Raw genomic sequence first — 19,568 nt, forward strand, 5'->3', positions numbered from 1 at the left:
AAATTTGCAAATCCTGAGTTTAATGTTATAATGAAAACAGTTTTATATATGATTTGGGAGAATAGTTGAAATGCAAAGAAATTTAACCAAAGGTCCAATAACAATAAATATCTTGCTTTTTGCTTTGCCTTTAATGTTTGGAAATCTATTACAGCAAATGTATAATATTGCTGATACATGGGTTGTTGGCAGATATTTAGGTTCAGACGCTTTGGCGGCAGTAGGCTCATCATATACCCTTATGACTTTTTTAACCTCAATAATCATTGGGCTTTGTATGGGGAGTGGAGCGGCTATTTCTATGCAGTATGGGAGCGGAGATAGCAAGAAAATGCGTCAAAGTGTTTTTATGTCATTTTGCTTGATTGCGGGAATGTCTATTGTTCTGAATATTATCGTATATATTGGTATGGATTTTATACTTTGGGCTTTGCAAATTCCGAATGAAATTCAGGCTATGATGAGAGATTATCTTGAAATAATCTTTTTGGGTATTACGGCAACATTTCTATATAATTACTTTGCAAATTTGCTTAGAGCGATTGGAAACTCCGTTGTTCCGTTGCTATTTCTTGCGGTTTCCGCTATATTGAATGTTGTGTTAGATTTGTTATGTGTTCTTGTATTTAACTGGGGAGTTAAGGGTGCGGCAATAGCAACGGTCTTTTCGGAGTTTATTTCTGCAATAGGTATAGCTATATATACTTTCAAGAAATTTAAACAACTTATTCCTAAAAAAGAGGATATGAACTGGAATAGAAATAATCTTTCTGCTATATTAAATCTTTCGGTTATGACGAGCTTGCAACAGTCAATTATGAATTTTGGAATTCTGATGGTGCAAGGACTTGTAAATAGCTTTGGAACAGTAATTATGGCGGCTTTTGCGGCGGCTGTAAAGATAGATTCCTTTGCATATATGCCTGTACAGGATTTCGGGAATGCTTTTTCTACATATGTTGCTCAGAATTATGGTGCCGGCAAACAAAAACGGATTCGCAAGGGAATAAAAAGTGCCTTTGTTACTTCAGCAATTTTCTGTGCTATAATAAGTTTGTTGGTAATAGTTTTTGCAGAACCGCTTATGTGTATATTTATAAATCCTGAGGAAACAGAAATTATTTCAGCTGGTGTTGTATATTTGTGCATAGAGGGTTCGTGCTATATTGGAATTGGAATACTATTTTTACTATATGGCTATTATCGTGCAGTAAATAAGCCATTTATGTCGGTGGTGCTTACAGTAATTTCATTAGGCACAAGAGTTCTTTTGGCATATATTCTTTCGGCAATTCCTGCGATAGGCGTTATAGGGATTTGGGTATCTGTACCTATTGGTTGGGCATTAGCGGATATGACAGGAGTAGTATATTACTTTCTGAAATCTAAAAAACAGCTTGAGATGATTAAAAATAATGAGTAAGAGTTTTATATAATAAAAAATTCTTCTTTTTAAGAAAGTAACTATCTGAGGGGGCGAACATAGTTCGCTCCTTTATTTTTTAGTTTGGTATAAAATAGAAATAATATTTATAAAATATTTTTACAGATTATAGTCAAGTAGTGTATAATGATTGTAATAGGTGTTTATATTGAGTGAACTATTTGAAAAATATATAGCTAATTTTTACGAACAGCCTTGTCCTGCTTGTGGTGAGTATTGTATAAGTTATAAACAACGAAGTTCGGCAACTGCTATTGGTTTAGATACGGTTACGAATTGCCCTAAGTGCGGAAAAGAATTGTTGATATATTATAGTACATATACCAATATCATAAGGGCTGTATTATATTCCTCAATATTTTTACTTATAGCTTTATCTTTGGCTATCTCAGATTTAGATAGACTTTTGAATATAGCTGATTCCTTAATAATTGCTAACATAGGAATTCGTAGAGCAGTTTATATTCCTTTTTCTGTAATTGATATTAGCGATGAGGTTAAATTGAGATATTACAAAAAGGCTCGATATACAAGACTGGTTGTTTTTTGTGTTGCGATTCTAATTATATTTATAATATATTATAATACTGTATATTTAACTTTATCAAAAGGATTTTATATATGATTTATAAGAATAAAAGAAAGGTTGATTGTATGAAAAGTGAAGATAAACCAAATGGGGAAGAAATAAGTGAAATAATGAAGAAAATAAAAGATTAGTTAAGGTTTGATAAAAAATTTAAAAGCTTTTTAAATGAATTTAATATAATTTATAATTATATATTATTTTAAGTAAAAATTGAATTGCACAGGCTTGGTTTTAATTGGCCTGTGCAATATTTTTATGCCTATTTTGTAAAAGTAGCTTATATAAATCAACCTATAATGGTGATTATATATAAAATAGAGAAATTATTTTATCTGCATTGACAAGGACTTTATTTGAGTATAGACTAATTGGTAGTACCAATTTAGGAGGAGAATAATGAAATATTTAAAGCAATTCGGGATAATTATTATCATTTCTTTTATAGGCGAACTTATGAATATGTTCATACCTTTGCCTATTCCTGCAAGCATATGGGGACTTGTACTTATGTTCCTATGCTTAAAGCTTCATATTATTAAGCCAGAAGATGTCAGAGAAACAGCAAAATTACTTATAGAAATTATGCCGATTATGTTTATTCCGGCAGCGGTTGGCTTGGTTGAATCGTGGGGGTCTATACAATCAAATCTATTGGCTTATGCTGTAATAACTGTTATATCTACAATTATTGTTATGGCAGTTTCGGGTATCGTAACACAGGTTATTATAAGAATGGACAGAAAGAAGAAAAAAGTATGAATGATTATTTTCAGAATTCAGTATTTTTTGGTGTTGCAGTAAGCTTACTTGCTTATGGTTTGGGAGTTGTGCTGAATAAAAAAACAAAGCTTGCTATTTTAAATCCGCTTTTAATTTCGATTGTTGTAACTATTCTTGTTATTACTTTAGGCCACATAGATTATGATACTTATAATTATGGAGCAAAGTATCTTAGCTATCTGTTGACACCTGCAACAGTTTGTCTTGCTGTTCCGCTTTATGAAAAGCTTGAACTTTTGAAGAAAAACATCAAGGCGGTTATTGCTGGAATCGGTACCGGAGTAATTACATCATTGCTTAGTGTAGCTGTTATGGCGGTTTTCTTTAGTCTTAGCCACGAGGAATATGTAACCTTCTTGCCTAAATCTATTACAACAGCTATTGGTATGGGCGTTTCTGATGAATTGGGCGGCTATGTTAACCTTACAGTTGCTGTTATTATTGTCACAGGGATTATAGGCAATATTATGGGCAAGTTTGTATGCAAAATTTTTCATATTACAGAACCTATCGCAGTGGGAATTGCATTCGGAACATCATCACACGCAATGGGTACATCAAAGGCTATGGAAATCGGTGAAGTTGAGGGTGCTATGAGCAGTCTTTCGATTGTTGTATCAGGTATTCTTACTGTAATAGGAGCATCTGTATTTTCTATGTTTCTGAAATAAATGGGGTGAAATGCTTGGCTGAACAAAATCACGAATACGAGAAGGTAATTGATTATATTCGCACTCAAATAAAAGTTGGAAATCTTACTATAAATTCTAAGCTTCCTACTGAAAGAGCAATAGCCGAAGAACTTTCAATAAGCCGAAATTCTACAAGAGAAGCCTTGCGTATTTTAGAACATATGGGAATACTTAAAAGTGTTCACGGTTCAGGAAATTACTTGACAGATAATGTTTCTATGCAGATGTCTGAAATGTTGCGATATATGATATTGCTTAAAAGCATTTCTAAGCTTGATATATGCCATTTTCGTAGAGATATGGAAAAATCTGTTTGCCGAGTGGTAATGGAATCTGAAATAAGTGAAAATGAGCTTGATAAAATGTCAGAAATACTCGATTTTGAATCCGATAAATATGGCGAAGCTGAGCGAGATAGACTTTTTCATTATTCACTGGTATATGCCACAGGCAATAAGCTTTGGATATGTTTTATGGAAGCTATTATGGATATTTATAGAGAGTGGATAGATGAGGTTCTTTCTAATGCTGATAGTGATACAAAAAAGCTTTTGAAAGAGGTACATATTGATATAATTTCTGCGATAAAAGAAAGAGATATGGCTAAATGTGAAGCTTCAATAGATAAGCATTATGATATAATTGAAAAAGAACTTTTTATGAGGTGATTTATTATGAAATATAAGGTTTATATTTTTGATATGGACGGTACAATTCTTAATACACTTGAGGACCTTGCAGACGCATTGAATTATTCGCTGAGAACAAATAACTATCCGGAAAGAACCATAGATGAAGTAAGAAGATTTGTAGGAAACGGTATATATAAGCTTGTAGAAAGAGGCGTACCAACTGATACTGAAAAAGCAGATATAGACAAGGTTTATAAGACCTTTCAGGAATATTATTCTGTTCATTGTGAGGATAAGACAAAGCCTTATGATGATATAATTGAAATTATAGAAAAGTTGAGAGCGGAGAAGTGTCAGATAGCCGTTGTTTCAAACAAGGCAGATTATGCTGTACAAAAGCTTTGCGAGAGATATTTCCCGGGTTTGATAGATATAGCAGTAGGTGAGCGTGAAAATGTAAGAAAAAAACCTGCTCCTGATTCTGTATTAGAGGTTTTGAAAAAGCTTAATGCAGATAAATCAACGGCAGTTTATATCGGAGATTCTGAGGTTGATATTCAGACAGCCAAAAATGCTGATATGGATTCAATTATAGTAACTTGGGGATTTCGTGAAAAGGTTTATCTGCTTGAAAATGGTGCAAAACTTACAATAGATAAGCCAAACGATATACTTAAAGTTTAAAATTTCGATAGATAAAAATAAAGCATAAATGGCTAAAATTCAAAGCGAAATTAGCCATTTATGCTTTTTATAATATGAATTTGATGACACTTGGGAGTGGCGGCTTGCTGCTAGGGGCAAACTTTGTTTGCCCATTCGGTAGTTTGTTGATACCGAAAGTCTTAAGCGGCGAGCCGCCGCTCCCAAGACGCGTAATCGGTTTTGCAAGCAAAACCTCGACATCTGCAAGGGCGGTTTATTACCGCAAATAAAGAAATTACCAATGAACTAACAAAGGCTCCGCCGTAGGTGACCACTTTTGGAAACCGCAAGCCTTTGAAAAGGTTCGAGCGAAACTTTTAATTATCTTAGGGAAGTCTATTAGTTAATCGGTATTTCATTGAAAATTTTTTCGACCGCATTAATAATCTTCCCTAATCCATCACGAGCGAGACTTGTCGATCGATTCCGCGTCTTGACTGCGGAGGCACTCCGCCTTGAGCAAAACTTTTGAGTGTTTTAGGGAAAGCTTTTAAGCTAAGCATTTTTATTTTCTTACAGAAATACCTCTATTAGAAAGATAATCTTTAAGGTCTGGTATAGCTATCTCGCCAAAGTGGAAAAGAGAAGCCGCAAGAACAGCGTCAGCCTTTCCTTCAGTGAAAGCGTCATAGAAATGTTCCATACTTCCTGCACCGCCTGAGGCAATAACAGGTATACCTACATTTTCAGAAACAGCTCTTGTAAGTTCAAGGTCATAGCCATTCTTAACGCCGTCACAATCCATACTTGTGAGAAGAATTTCGCCAGCACCACGCTTTTCGGCTTCAATAGCCCATTGAAGAACATCTTTTCCAGTGTTTATTCTTCCGCCGTTTATATATACATCCCAACCGCTGTTATCTGCTCGGCGTTTTGCGTCAATCGCAGTAACAACGCACTGAGAACCAAACTTATAAGCTGCCTCGTTGATGATTTCAGGTCTTTTTATAGCCGCTGAATTAACTGAAACCTTGTCCGCGCCGGCACGAAGAATTTCTGTAAAATCATCAACAGTTCTGATACCGCCACCAACTGTAAACGGAATAAATACGCTATCTGCAACAGCACGAACAATATCAACAATTATACCTCTTGCGTCTGAGGAGGCTGTTATATCGAGAAGAACAAGCTCATCTGCACCCTGCTGGTCATAGATTTTTGCTGCTTCAACAGGGTCGCCGGCGTCACGAAGATTAACAAATTCAGTACCTTTTACAACTCTGCCGTCTTTAACATCAAGACAGGGAATTATTCTTTTTGCGTACATTTTAAAACCCCCTTAGCGTTTTGTAATATCAATGAAGTTTTGGAGAATCTGCAAGCCGACTTTACCGCTTTTTTCAGGGTGAAATTGGGTAGCAAATATATTATCCTTGCGAACTGAGGCATCAATTTTTACGCCGTATTCAGTTTGTGAAGAAACTATGCTCTGGTCTTTTGCAGTAAGAAAATAAGAATGTACGAAATAAACATAAGGCTCACCCTCAATGCCCTTAAAGATTCCATCGTGTTTGAGTATTTTAAGAGAGTTCCAACCCATATGAGGAATTTTAAGTCCTGTATCCGCAGGAATCTTTGTGATTGTACCGTCAAGCAAACCTAAACCCTTAGCGTTTGGACTTTCTTCGCTTTCGGAGAAAAGAAGCTGTAAACCAAGACAGATACCAAGAAACGGCCTTTCTCTTTCAATAAACTCCAAAACAGCGTCTTTAGCTCCTGTTTTTATCATTGAATCCATAGAATCTCCAAAAGAGCCAACTCCAGGCATAATTGCGCCGTCAGCCTTGAGAAGTTCTTCCTTTTTGTTTGTAACAATGCAGTCACAGCCGATAAATTTCAAAGCTTTGACAACGCTCTGAATATTTCCTGCACCATAATCTATAACAGCAATCATTAAAAACCCTCCTTTACAATATAAAATATTTTATCATATTTTGCCTATGTCTGCAAGGACTTGTTTATTATAAGGGAAAATACGAAAATAATATACAATGTTGCCTTTGTCGAGATTATAAGGTATAATATAAATCATAAAACAAATATTGAAAGGAATGTGATTAAGTGGACATTGTAATCTTAATATGCTGTATTATTATTGTTGCGTTGCTTGTTTTTTTGATAATGAAATCAGGCAAAACTGTTGTAAGCAATAATAACAATGGTGAAATCGAGGAATTGAACAAAAAGCTTGATATGCTGAAATCAAGTCTTGACGCACAAAGTAATCTTCTTATGAATCAATCTATATCACAAGGAAATTCTACTGTAAAACAAATTTCTATACTTGGAGATAGCCTTAGAGATGAGCAAGGCAGACAGCAAACCCGAGCCAATGAGATACTTGCCAAAATTGATAATAAAATGCTTGCTCTCATTAAGGAAAATTCAGAAAGTCTTGATAAAATCAGGCAGGATATTCTTGTAACACTTGAAAGTATACGCAAATCAAATGCAGAGAGCCTTAATAAAATAAATGTCACAGTAAAGGAAAACACCGAAAGTCTTGATAAAATCAGACAGGAAGTTCTTGAAAATTTTGATAGAATACGCAATTCTAATACCGAAAGTCTTAATAAAATAAACGGCACAGTAAAGGAAAATACTGAAAATCTTGATAAAATCAGACAAGATATTCTTGCAACATTTGAAAATATACGCCGTTCTAATACTGAAAGTCTTGATAAAATCAATAATACAGCAAAAGAAAATACCGAAAGTCTTGATAAAATAAGACAGCAGATTCTTAAAAATCTTGACGATATACGCAATTCAAATGCAGAAAGCCTTGATAAAATCAATGACACAGTAAACGAAAAACTTCAAAAAACACTTGACGATAAAATCTCTAAATCTTTTGAAACTGTTAATAAGCGTCTTGCGGAAGTTTATGAGGGTTTGGGCGAAATGAAAAATGTTGCGTCCGGTGTTTCAGACCTCAAAAATGTTCTTTCTAATGTTAAGACAAGGGGCATTATGGGCGAGATTCAGCTTGGCGCAATACTTAGCGAAATACTTGCTCCGGAACAATTTGAAGAACAGGTTGCAGTAAAGCCGAACAGCAGTGAAAAAGTTGATTTTGCCGTAAAACTGCCTGGTATGGAAGACGGAGAATATGTATATCTTCCGATTGATTCAAAATTTCCTGGCGATACATATTCTAATTTGCTTGAGGCATATGATAGCGGAAATGCTGATGAACTCAAAACAAAAAGAAAAACTCTCGAGCTTGAAATTAAGAGATGTGCAAAGAGTATTCATGATAAATATATTGTCCCTCCGCATACTACTGATTTTGCGATTATGTTTTTACCATTTGAGGGCTTATATGCTGAAGTAGTTAATATGGGTTTGGTTGAAGTTTTGCAGAAAGAATATAAAATCAATATTGCAGGACCTTCTACTATGGCAGCTATGCTCAATAGCTTACAAATGGGCTTCAGAACTCTTGCTATACAGAAAAAGAGCGGTGAAGTATGGAAGATACTTGAGGGAGCAAAGAAAGAATTTGCTACCTTTGAGGGAGTTCTTGATAATACAAGAAAACGCTTAAAACAAGCCGATGATGAACTTGAAAAGCTTGTTGGTACTCGAACAAGAGCTATAAATCGTAGGCTAAGTACAGTAGCAACTCTCGATTCATCAGAAGACGCTGAAAAGTTATTAGACATAAACTGATTACCAATTTCATAAGACTAAACTATCGAGCGGGTGAACAAAGTTCGCTACTACGATTAGTTTACCAACTTACCAAAGACAAATAAAAGTTTTGCTCAAGGCGAAGTACCTCCGCCGTCAAGACACGATGCGTGACCGCACAGAACAAGACACGAAATCGCTCGACAAGTCTCGCTCGTGATGGATTAGAGAAAATTGTTGACGCGGTCGAGGAAATTTCCAATGAACTACCGATTAACTAACAGACTTTCCTAAGACACTTAAAAACTTGCAGTTTCCAAAGGTATTTACCTACAGCGGAGCCTTTGGTAATTCATTGGTGATTTCTTTATTTGTGGCAATAAACCGCCCTTTCAGATGTCGAGGTTTTGCTTGAAAAAACGATTCCGCGTCTTGGGGCGGCGACCCGCTGCTTAAGAGCAAAGCCCTTAACAGCTCTTGCTCCTTTAAGGACGGACTTTGGTCCGCCATTATGACTGATATTGCTAACAAGCTACCAAATAAGCAAATACAGTTTGTTGCTATCATTAGAATTATAAAAATAAAAAACTTCCGTAGCTTAATATAAAACTACGGAAGTTTTTTTGCATTTAACTTTTAGCAACCGCCACCCATAAAGTGTACAACTTCTATTATGTCACTGTCATTTAGAATAACCTCAGAAAAATTTTCTCGTGGTACAATCTCATCATTGCGTTCTACGGCAATTCTTTGAATGTTATAGCCTTGTTCTTTAAGAAATTCCTCAAGTGTTGTCGCTTTTGTTAGCTGAATCTGTTCTCCGTTTACTTTCATTGCAATTCTCCTTCGTTTGATTTTTGAATATTATAGCATATCAGAGTAAATAGAGCAACAGCTTATCTTCTTGTTGTCTTTGGCTTTGCTGTCATTCGCTTGATTGGTCTATTAATTTTTTTCACTTCAAAGATAACAGTTCCAAAAGGCGGCACAGTAACTTTCGCAGTGCAAGGGAAGTTATTATAAGGAATATCTTCTGATTTGATTTTTTTATCATTTCTTACATTGCAGCCACCATAAATATCCCATTCAGTATTGATAATTTCAGTGAGTTCACAAGGATATTCTGTCCCGATAGGGAAATTCTCATGAGTTACAGGAGCACAGTTCATAATAACTATAAAGGCATCTTTTTCGCTTTTTCTTATATAGGAATAAATATTGTTGTGGTTATCATTAGCATCAATCCATAAGAAACCGCTGCTGTCATAATCGTGTTTATAGAAAGCGGGGTGAGCCTCCATAACTGCGGATATATCATTGAAGAATCTTGCAAATCCGTTGTGTGATGGATATTTAAGCAAGAACCAGTCAGGCTCTTTAGTTTCGTCCCATTCACGGAATTGTGCAATTTCATTACCCATAAAATTAAGCTTTTTACCGGGGTGAGTAAACATATATGCATAGAGTGAACGAGCCTGAGAAAATTTTTCGCCATATAATCCCCACATTTTATTGACGATAGTTGCCTTTCCATGAACAACTTCATCATGTGAAAGTGGGAGCAGATAGCGTTCATTGTAGAAATAAGCCATAGACCAGTTAATTTTATTGTGATGATATTGGCGGAGGAATGGGTCAAGCTTGAAATATTCAAGAGTATCATTCATCCAGCCTAAATCCCATTTATAATCAAAGCCTAAGCCACCCTTTTCAACAGGGCGGGTAACATTCGGGAAGTCGGTTGAATCTTCTGCAATAAGAATAACATTTCTGAATGTATTATCAAGATTCCAGTTCATCTTACGGACGAAATCCAAAGCTCTGTCGTTAATTCCTCTGTCTTTGTTGCCCATCCAGTAGATAGCATTGCTGATAGCGTCCATACGAATACCGTCAAAGTGGTATATATCGAGCCAGAATGCAGCAGAACTCATAAGAAAGCTCTGAACCTCGCCTTTTGAGAGATTAAAGTTATAAGAACCCCATTCACTTTGATTTACATCTGACGGTGGATACTCATAAAGTGGTGTGCCGTCAAACATACCCATTGCGTAGTCATCACGGACAAAATGTACGAATGCAAAGTCAATAATGACGCCAACGCCATTATTATGGCACTTATTTATGAAGTTCATCAAATCCTGAGGTTTGCCATAACGGCTTGTCGCACTGAAATAACCGGCAGCCTGATAACCCCAAGAGCCGTCAAATGGGTGTTCTGCAAGCGGAAGTATTTCGATGTGTGTGAAATGATGTTCCTTTACATAAGCGATAAGCTCGTCCGCAATTTCGCTATAATTATACCAAAGTTCATCAGGCTTGCTTTCTTCAGTGATACCGCCGTTAGGCATTTTCCAAGAACCAAAATGAATCTCATAAATGTTAAAAGGTTCATCATACAGCTTTGTGCGTGAATTTATCCACTTAGAATCGGTAAACTTAAATTTATCAAGCGATGCTATAATAGAGGCTGTACCTGGTCTTAGTTCAGATGCAAAAGCGTATGGGTCGGCTTTGTCCACTATTCTGCCATTAGCCTGATATACTCTATATTTGTACATCTGACCTTCACAAGCGTTAGGAACAAAAAGTTCGTAAAAACCTCTGCCATCGTTTTTCATAGCACTGTTTTCGCCGTTCCAGCCGTTAAATTCTCCGATAAGCTCAATTCTACGAGCAGCAGGTGCATATACTCGGAACATTACACCACCATCAGTTATATGAGCGCCAAAATATTTATAAGCATAGAAACATTCTCCACGATAAAAGACTTCGGATGAAAAATCAAGCATTATAATTCCTCCTATATATAATATTCCATGCTTAGTATAGCAAAAAATCAAATTATTGTCACTATACATTCCTAAAAATTTGTAAAACCAAAAAAGAATTTTGTAGAAAATATTCATAGATAATCAACTTTTATAAAAGGCAAATTAGTTGAAAAGTGCAGAATATGTATTAGCAAATTAGACAGAATTAGGAAATAAATTTAAAATGAGTAGGAAATTAGCTGAAATTCCTATATATATATTGACAAATGCCCAAAAAACAATAGAATAAATAGTGCATGGTAAATTGAAAAAGTATGGGTTTCAATATATGTTGAAGACGCAGTAAATAATCATTCGGCAGTTATTTTTTCACAGCAATCGGCTTACCTTATCAATGTCGAAGTTTCGCAGTGCAAAACTGATTCCGCGTCTTGTCTGCGGCGGCTCGCCGCAAAGTTTCGCTCGAACCTTTTCTACACCAGCTTTGCTGGTGAAATCTGTTCGCAGTGTTGAGGGACGGAGTCACTCATGGGGTTTAAGGGTAACGCCCTTAAAATCTCTTACCCTCTAAGTGCGAACGAGGTTCGTATTTTATATAAAATAAGTTTTATCTGTATTTTTTATTTAAAAATTTAAGGCGGTGTTATAATTTGGGAATGATTTGGAATGACCATAAAGGTTTTGGAAAGCAAATCTTTATTCTTGCAAAAAATGAACTTATTAAAACTTATAAGGGTGCGGTAATCGGACCGCTTTGGGCAGTTGTTAAACCGGTATTTACATTGTTTGTTTATTGGTTTGCGTTTGCTATTGGTGTTCGCGGAGGTGCGGCTCGTGACGAGCTTGGTAACGGAACTCCATACTTCATATTCCTTATGGTTGGATTTGTGCCGTGGTTCTTTATAAATGATGCAATTCTTATGGGTTCTAAATCAATTCGAACCAATAGTCAGTTTGTCACAAAGGTTTCGTTTCCTGTTTCCACAATAATGTCTTATGTCACTCTTTCAAGACTATTTGTACATTTCTTCTTGTCTGTTTTGATGTATTTATATATGCTTCTTGCAGGAATACATCCGATGTGGTCTAATCTTGAATTTTTCTATTATTGTCCGCTGATGTTTATGTTCTTCTTGGCACTTTCGTGGTCTACGGCTCCGATGTGTGCGTTCAGCCGAGATTTTGAAAATATGATAGTTTCCTTTATGTCAGGTCTTTTCTGGCTTTCAGGAATTATCTACAATTCATATACGATAGAATACGACTGGCTTAGAAAGATAATGTACTTCAATCCTATTAACTATTTTGTAAACGGTTATAGAAAAGCCTTCCTTACAGGAGCACCGCTTTTCGATAATTCAACGGAAACAATTATATTCTTTGCAGAATTTGTAGTGATAGTATTCTTAGGAATCTTTAACTTTACAAGACTAAGAAAGAGATTACCTGATGTACTGTAATGGAGATGTAGCATGATAAAAATTGAAAGCCTTTTTGGCGATAACAAATATAGCTATATGCTTGATGATTTCAAATATATAGCAAATTCAAATTTAAACTTTGATAAGCTGAAGAATAAAACGGTTCTCATAGTTGGTGAAAATGACGCTGTAAATGAAAGTACAGCGTTTTCGCTTTTATTGAGAAATGACCTTTTTGGCGATAATATAAAGGTAATATCTGTCGGAAAGCTTAATCAACAGGATAGAAGTGATTTCACAGCTATTAATGATTTATTTGAAAATTTTGATAAAATAGCAGAAAGTACGCTTGATTATATAATCTTTATTTCTACAAATGAATATGATATAGCTAAATCAAAGACAAGTATAGGCACACTTCTTGCAAAAAGCAAGACGATGATTTCATCTGTTATGGCTCTTGCCGCAAGAAAAAAAGCTCGACTTGTATTCGTTTCTCCTATGGATATTTATGGCTCAGTACATAACGGTTTTGAGCCTATAAAAGAAGATGAAGTCGGATATATTTCTCTTACAGATTCAAAAAATCTCAGTGGAGCAGATGCAAGATTTTCTGAAACCTTAGTAAGTAGCTTTGCTAAGGAAAGAGGCATATCCGTAAGCTTTGCGAGATTACCTATTATGTACGGCTATGGCAGAGGACTTTGCTCAAAAAATAGCAAGAAAATTTTCAAGCTTATTCAGGATTCTAAAACCAATATAGCAATTTTGCCAAAGCTTGCTGACGAAAAAATGAGCGTAGTTTATCTTGCGGATTGTGTAAGGGCAATATTGTTTATCTTACTAAATGGTAAAGATAATGAGGCTTATAATATAGCTTTCAAGAATAATACAGCTACTCTCCGTATGATACTTACTACCGCAGAAAAACTTCAAAAGAAAAATCTCACAGCAGAAGAACCACAGGAAAGCTCATTTATGACGCCTTGCTTAATTCTTGATGGTGAAAAACTTTCAAATCTTGGTTTTAAAGAACACCTCACTCTTGAAGAGGGTGTACAAAAGGTTCTTAATTTATAAAGAAGGGCGAATTGCTTAATGAATATATCTGAAATATTGGGTGAATATGAAAGAGATTACGCTCTTGCAATGCTCGGAGTAGAGGATTTCCCATACAAGAAATTGAGCGGAAAGACGATTGTTGTTGACGGCGAGTCTGAATATATGAAGCTTACTGTATGTATGAGCTTGCTTGCTCTTAATGACAAAGAAAATCTTTCTATCAAGGTTCTTATGCTTGGTAATGGCAATGAACTTTCTGAAAAGCTTACAGAAAGAAATGATTTTTCACTTTGCAGTTATGAACAAGCTGCCGCTACTGAATATACTTTCTTTATCTCAACTGGTATATGCGGTTTAGAGCTTGACGGAACATCTGCGGAGTATTGCAGAATAACAAACAATTTTGCAAGAGCTATTTCAACAGCAAAAAATTGTCTTGAAAGATGTATTTTGCTTTCAGATTATCGTGTATATGGCGAGCTTGAGCGTGGTTTGGTAATTTCTGAAAACGAAGCAGGCTTTGTTCCATTCTCAAATAACGGCGATATGTCGCAAACCACAGCTGTTTCAATAGAAACATATTTTTCTGCATATGCAAAGCAGTTTAATTTGCCAACAGTAATTTTGCGTTCAGGAATTTTACTTGGTGCAAAGGCTGAACTTCCGAAAAATTTCACAGATGAGCTTTTTAATGCAGTTGCAGAGGGTAAACAAATTTCTTTGCCTAATACACGCAAAAAATATTCATTCACATATCTGAATGAAGTAATTCACGCATTGCTTTATGCTTTCTATGAATTTAAGGAAAATTCTGTATTTAATGTTATAAGCAGAAATGCTACAGTTTCAGTCGGTATGCTTGCAAGTATGATTTATGACATTTACCCAGACCTTGCAAAAATAGAACTTACAGCTTGTGAAAATGACCCTTATTATGGCACTGCAATGAATAATGCTATGATAGTTAATTCCGGTTGTGAGCCTCTCCTTGAGCTTAGTGAAATAATTCAGCTTTGCGTAAAAAGCAGACAGACTGATGAGCCTTTCGGTTATGACGCTTCTCACGAAGGAAAGATGGTCGATATACAGAATGTTTTGGTTGGTTATCTTCTTGAGTTCGATAGAATTTGCCGAAAGCATAATATAAAATATTTTCTTGGCGGAGGAACTTTGCTCGGTGCGGTAAGACACGGAGGTTTTATCCCTTGGGACGATGATGCAGATATTATGATGCTAAGAGAGGATTACGATAAATTCCTCGAAATTGCCCAAAGTGAGTTGCCGGAAGGTTTGACCTTGCAAACCTCTAAAACAGATAAATATTGCCACTATCCATTTGCAAAAATCAGGCTTGATAATACTATGTTCGCAACAAAGTATTCAAAGACGCACGGCAAAATGAATAACGGTATGGCGTTTGACATATTTGCTCACGATAATACCGCAAATTCTGCACTGGGACAAAAGCTCCATTTGCAGTTTACACTTTTGATTCGTGCTATGATATTCAATAAGTGGAATCACCGAAAGATTAACAATAAGAAAAAAGTACAGTCTTTCGTTGCGAATATTTTGAAAGCGATTTTCCCGATAAGAGTTTCACAGTGGATACAGTATAGAATATTTAAAATATTCAAGCATAAGAAAAATGCGAAGTATCTTTATGATGGAATGGGCAGAAATGTTTATCATGGAGCATTCCCGAAATCATATCTTGATGAAGTTATTTATGTAAAGATTCATGGCCACGATTTTCCGATTCCAAAGGAATATGATAAGTATTTGACTTATCTTTACGGAGATTATATGAAGTTGCCGCCTGCAAGTCAGCGACAAACGAGTCATAGCATAGTGCAGCTTGATATGAGCGAGTACTCAAAATTTGAAGTTAATAAATAATGTAAGTTTGGTGAAACTTAAAAGTTTTGCGTGAGCCTTTGGTCGCTCTCCGCAGAAAGCGAAAAACTTTTGGGCGAAACTCAACATTTCATTGCTCTTTGAGCGGCGGATTTTATCCGCCGTTTTTTTGTTATCAACATTAGCCATTAAGGGCGAACTCTGTTTGCCTACTTGGTAGTATGTTAGCAACAGGGCGGACGAAATCCGCCCTTACAGGGGCAAGAGATGTTAAGGGCTTCGCCCTTAAGCGGCTCGCCGCAAATAAAGAAATTACCAATTAACTACCAAAGGATCTGCCGTAGGTGACTACCTTTGGAAACCGCAGGCCTTTAAAAAGGCTTGACATAAACTTTAATTTTCTTAGAGAAGTGAATAAGCCAATCGTAGGGGCGAACTGAGTTCGCCCGCTCGGTAGTTTAGTCCTCTGCGTGGATAAACTTCCCTCACTCACTACGAGCGAGGCAAAGCCGAGCGATTCCGCGTCTTGGGGGCGGAGGCACTCCGCCGCGTCTTGGGAGCGGAGGCACTCCGCTGCGCCTTGTCCTGTGCGGTCACGCACCGCCTTTTTATATATTGGTTATATTCTCTGCTTTTGTTGCATATAAATTTTTAGAACTAAAAAAGGAGAGGATATTGTATGGAATATGTTCTGTTGAAAAAGGCATTGAGTGTGTGCGAAGCTGTGTTTGAGGGCAGCAGTGAACAGCCTGTCGATATAGACTTCACTTTGCCTGATTATTGTCCCGATATAGAGAAAATTCTGAAGTGTACGGCAACTCCGTACATATCAATGAAAAATCTTTCGGGAGGAAACCTCGAAACTGACGGTGTAGTTAATATTAAAGTTTTGTATCTCGATTCTAAAAATAAAACTATAAGGTGCTGTGAGCATACTTCGCCGTTCTCTTGCTCATTTACTATCAAGGGAGATTCTGAAAACGCTGTTGCAAGCGTTTCTTTAAAGACGGAATATGTCAACTGCCGAGCCTTGACACCAAGAAGACTTGATATTCATGGTGCGTTTACCGTTTCTGCGAGGGTGCTTAAAGAATCTCAGCAGGAAATTCCGGAAACTGTTCAAGGGGACGATGTTGAACAGAAAAGCAGTACAGTTCCAATAAGTTCTCTTGTGGGAATTTCAAGCGGAATTATCAACATCAATGAAACTCTTGATATTGGAAAAAATCGTCCCGCTCCGCAGACAATTATCCGAACTGAACTTACAGTCAGCCATTCCGAGCCGAAAATTGCTGCCGAAAAGCTGATTGTTAAGGGCGAGGCAGTTCTGAAAATATTATATGTTACAGACCTCGAAACAGGCGAGCTTGATACAGCAGAATTTAGTATTCCGATAAATGAAATGCTTGATGCATCGGGAATAAGTGATTCTGATACTTGCGATATGGAGCTTACTGTTCAAAGCTATGAGGCTGGTTTGAAATCTGATTTTGATGATGACAGCACCCTTATAAGCTTTGAAGCAAAGCTTTGTGTAGTGGCGACTGTATATAACGAAGATACAGTCAAGATTATAGATGACGCTTATTCAAGAGCTTATGAGCTTGATTTAACCTATAAGCAAATTTCTTGCAGACACATTGCAACAGTTATAGATGACGAAATCAGTGAAAAGAGCGACATAAATCTTGATTCCGCTATCTCACGAATAATTGATATTTATGGAGATTCTCCACAGTGTTCGTGCGAATTTCAGCAAGCAGAGGGTAAGCTGATGGTTAAATGCAAACTTACCTGCTGTATACTTGGCTGTGACGAGAATGACGCAGTATTCTATACAGAAAAACCGATTGAATTCAATCGTGAATATGATATTGGAAAGGTGATAAATCCTTCCTGCAAACCGATTGTTGCCCCACTTAGTATAAGCTACCGTATCTCAGGAGAAAACAGCCTTGAAGCTCGTGCAGGAATTTCATTGCATATGGCTGTTTCTGAAAGTATCTCAAAGCGAATAGTCAATGAGATTACGGCAGATGAGGAACAGAAGCGTGAGCGTGATAAAACAGCGGCTCTTACGATTTATTATGCAGACGCAGGAGAAAATCTCTGGAGTATAGCAAGAAACTATTGCACAAGTGTTGAAGCTATAAAAATGCAAAATGATTTAGCTGATGATGTTATATCTGCTCGCGGAATGATTCTTATACCGATGTAAGGGGAGGAAAACACAATGGAAGAGAGAAATATATACAGCGACATTGCACAGCGTACCAACGGCGATATTTATATTGGCGTTGTAGGACCTGTCAGAACGGGTAAATCCACTTTTATCAAGCGTTTTATGGATACGCTCGTTATTCCGAATATCGAAAATGAGCAAACTCGTGGCAGGGCAACAGATGAACTTCCACAATCAGCGGCAGGCAGAACAATTATGACTACCGAGCCGAAGTTTATTCCTGAAGAGGCTGTCGAGGTTAATATTGGCGGAAACGCAACCTTTCGTGTAAGAATGATTGATTGCGTTGGGTATATCGTTCCGAGTGCGATAGGCTATATCGAGGACGAACAGCCACGAATGGTAAAAACACCGTGGTTTGAGGAGGCTATTCCATTTAATATGGCTGCCGAAATCGGCACGAAAAAGGTTATTACAGACCATTCAACGATTGGTTTAGTGATTACAACCGATGGCTCTATCAGCGATATTGAGCGTGGAGAGTATGAGGAAGCCGAGGAACGAGTTGTAAATGAGCTTAAAGAGATAAATAAGCCGTTTATTATGCTTCTTAACTCAATGTATCCGAATGCGGCAGAAACAAGAAATCTTGCGAAAATGCTTTCGGAAAAGTATAATGTTCCTGTTGAGCCTGTAAGTTGTCCTGAACTTGATGAGGAGGAAATCAAGAGGATTCTTGCCCATGTACTTTTTGAATTTCCGATAAAGGAAATCAAGGTTGATATGCCGAAGTGGGTTACTTCTCTTGAAAAGGATCATTGGCTCAGAAGTTCTGTTTTCAAGTGCATACAGGATTCATCGAGAGAGGCAAAGCGTATTCGTCAGATTAAAGAAATAACCGACGGCATACAGCAATGCGAATATGTAACATCTGCGGTCGCAACAGCCTTAGACCTTGGTACAGGTCACGCAAGAATGGAGGTAAGGCTCGCCCCTGAATTATTCTATAAGGTACTTGGAGAAAAGACAGGACTTGAGATTGAGGACGAGGGAGCATTGCTTGATACTCTTATGGAGCTTTCTGCAATGCGAGCGGATTTTGAGAAGGTTCGCAAGGCATACGAAGATGTAAACGAAACAGGCTACGGAATTGTTATGCCGACAATGGAAGAGCTTACCCTTGAAGAACCTGAAATCATCAAACAGGGCGGAAAGTATGGTATTCGTTTGAGAGCCTGCGCACCATCAGTGCATATGCTCAAGACAGAAATTAAGACGGAAATTACACCGATAGTCGGTTCGGAACAGCAATCTGAGGAGCTTGTGACATATCTGCTCAAAGAATTTGAGGAGGCCCCGTCAAAGATTTGGGAATCGAATATTTTTGGAAAATCTCTGCACGAGCTTGTCAACGAAGGTCTGCACAATAAGCTTTATCGTATGCCTGCCGACGCAAGAAATAAACTCAAGGAAACTATTGAACGCATTATCAATGAGGGCTGTAACGGTTTGATTTGCATTATACTTTGAGCGGCGAGCCGCCGCACCCAAGACGCGGAATCGCTCGGCAAGCCTCGCTCGTAGTGGATTAGGGAAAATAGTTGCCGCGGTTTGGAAAACTACCGAGCGGGCGAACACAGTTCGCCCCTACGATTAGCTAACAGGTTTTCCCAAGACAATTAAAAGTTTTGCTCAAGCTTTTTCAAAAGCTTGCAGGGTCGAGGGACGGAGTCCCTCGTGGGGTTTTAAGGGCAACGCCCTTAACATCTCTTGCTCCTTAAATGGCGAACTTCG

At 37.2% G+C, this 19,568-nt stretch carries 16 protein-coding genes; 12 read left to right on the forward strand and 4 right to left on the reverse strand.

Going from position 1 to position 19,568, the window contains the following annotated elements:
- Positions 1–70: 70 nt before the first annotated feature.
- The 6 genes from ACLU24_RS02165 to ACLU24_RS02190 all read left to right on the forward strand — a co-directional run bounded on the left by ACLU24_RS02165 (position 71) and on the right by ACLU24_RS02190 (position 4,821).
- The gene (locus ACLU24_RS02165; RefSeq protein ID WP_412610042.1) at positions 71–1,423 is read left to right on the forward strand and encodes an MATE family efflux transporter; all 1,353 of its coding nucleotides are present in this window, start codon (positions 71–73) and stop codon (positions 1,421–1,423) included.
- Between the two features lie 169 nt (positions 1,424–1,592).
- A complete protein-coding gene (locus tag ACLU24_RS02170) occupies positions 1,593–2,069 on the forward strand; it encodes a hypothetical protein (protein WP_412610043.1) in 477 nt (158 codons plus the stop codon).
- A 360-nt stretch (positions 2,070–2,429) separates the two neighbouring features.
- Positions 2,430–2,792, forward strand: coding sequence for a CidA/LrgA family protein (locus ACLU24_RS02175; protein WP_412610044.1), 363 nt, complete (start codon positions 2,430–2,432; stop codon positions 2,790–2,792).
- Complete coding sequence (locus tag ACLU24_RS02180) at positions 2,789–3,484, forward strand: LrgB family protein (RefSeq protein ID WP_412610045.1); 696 nt, start codon at positions 2,789–2,791, stop codon at positions 3,482–3,484. Before ACLU24_RS02175 ends, ACLU24_RS02180 begins: the two co-directional genes overlap by 4 nt.
- Positions 3,485–3,498: 14 nt before the next feature.
- Positions 3,499–4,173: a FadR/GntR family transcriptional regulator gene (locus tag ACLU24_RS02185; protein ID WP_412610046.1), complete on the forward strand. Its 675-nt coding sequence runs from the start codon at positions 3,499–3,501 to the stop codon at positions 4,171–4,173.
- Positions 4,174–4,179: 6 nt separating this feature from the next.
- On the forward strand, positions 4,180–4,821 hold the full coding sequence (locus ACLU24_RS02190; RefSeq protein WP_412610047.1) for an HAD family hydrolase: 642 nt from the start codon (positions 4,180–4,182) through the stop codon (positions 4,819–4,821).
- A 526-nt stretch (positions 4,822–5,347) separates the two neighbouring features.
- Here the strand turns inward: ACLU24_RS02190 and hisF are convergent.
- Positions 5,348–6,109 carry an imidazole glycerol phosphate synthase subunit HisF gene (hisF, locus tag ACLU24_RS02195; protein ID WP_412610048.1) on the reverse strand — a complete coding sequence of 254 codons (762 nt, stop codon included), beginning with the start codon at positions 6,107–6,109 and terminating at the stop codon, positions 5,348–5,350.
- A gap of 12 nt (positions 6,110–6,121) precedes the next feature.
- Positions 6,122–6,736 carry an imidazole glycerol phosphate synthase subunit HisH gene (gene hisH / locus ACLU24_RS02200; RefSeq protein WP_412610049.1) on the reverse strand — a complete coding sequence of 205 codons (615 nt, stop codon included), beginning with the start codon at positions 6,734–6,736 and terminating at the stop codon, positions 6,122–6,124.
- 167 nt (positions 6,737–6,903) lie between these two features.
- Here hisH and ACLU24_RS02205 point away from each other — a divergent pair, with 167 nt between their 5' ends.
- Positions 6,904–8,517, forward strand: a complete 1,614-nt coding sequence (locus ACLU24_RS02205; protein ID WP_412610050.1) for a DNA recombination protein RmuC — start codon at positions 6,904–6,906, stop codon at positions 8,515–8,517.
- A 597-nt stretch (positions 8,518–9,114) separates the two neighbouring features.
- Here the strand turns inward: ACLU24_RS02205 and thiS are convergent.
- Together thiS and glgB are read right to left on the reverse strand one after the other, a co-directional pair.
- Positions 9,115–9,312: a sulfur carrier protein ThiS gene (thiS, locus tag ACLU24_RS02210; RefSeq protein ID WP_412610051.1), complete on the reverse strand. Its 198-nt coding sequence runs from the start codon at positions 9,310–9,312 to the stop codon at positions 9,115–9,117.
- A 62-nt stretch (positions 9,313–9,374) separates the two neighbouring features.
- The gene (glgB, locus tag ACLU24_RS02215; RefSeq protein WP_412610052.1) at positions 9,375–11,270 is read right to left on the reverse strand and encodes a 1,4-alpha-glucan branching protein GlgB; all 1,896 of its coding nucleotides are present in this window, start codon (positions 11,268–11,270) and stop codon (positions 9,375–9,377) included.
- A 638-nt stretch (positions 11,271–11,908) separates the two neighbouring features.
- Here glgB and ACLU24_RS02220 point away from each other — a divergent pair.
- The 5 genes from ACLU24_RS02220 to spoIVA all read left to right on the forward strand — a co-directional run bounded on the left by ACLU24_RS02220 (position 11,909) and on the right by spoIVA (position 19,304).
- Positions 11,909–12,712 (forward strand): ABC transporter permease, encoded by an 804-nt coding sequence (locus tag ACLU24_RS02220; RefSeq protein WP_412610341.1) that lies wholly within the window; start codon positions 11,909–11,911, stop codon positions 12,710–12,712.
- Positions 12,713–12,724: 12 nt separating this feature from the next.
- A complete protein-coding gene (locus ACLU24_RS02225; RefSeq protein ID WP_412610053.1) occupies positions 12,725–13,753 on the forward strand; it encodes an NAD-dependent epimerase/dehydratase family protein in 1,029 nt (342 codons plus the stop codon).
- Positions 13,754–13,771: 18 nt separating this feature from the next.
- Entirely contained in the window at positions 13,772–15,634 is a 1,863-nt protein-coding gene (locus ACLU24_RS02230) for a LicD family protein (RefSeq protein ID WP_412610054.1), read from the forward strand.
- A 637-nt stretch (positions 15,635–16,271) separates the two neighbouring features.
- Positions 16,272–17,810, forward strand: coding sequence for a DUF3794 and LysM peptidoglycan-binding domain-containing protein (locus ACLU24_RS02235; protein ID WP_412610055.1), 1,539 nt, complete (start codon positions 16,272–16,274; stop codon positions 17,808–17,810).
- A 15-nt stretch (positions 17,811–17,825) separates the two neighbouring features.
- Complete coding sequence (spoIVA, locus tag ACLU24_RS02240) at positions 17,826–19,304, forward strand: stage IV sporulation protein A (protein ID WP_412610056.1); 1,479 nt, start codon at positions 17,826–17,828, stop codon at positions 19,302–19,304.
- The last annotated feature ends 264 nt before the right edge of the window (positions 19,305–19,568 follow it).

Origin of the sequence: Pseudoruminococcus sp. (assembly GCF_047012705.1) — a bacterium.
Classification (GTDB): domain Bacteria; phylum Bacillota; class Clostridia; order Oscillospirales; family Acutalibacteraceae; genus Pseudoruminococcus.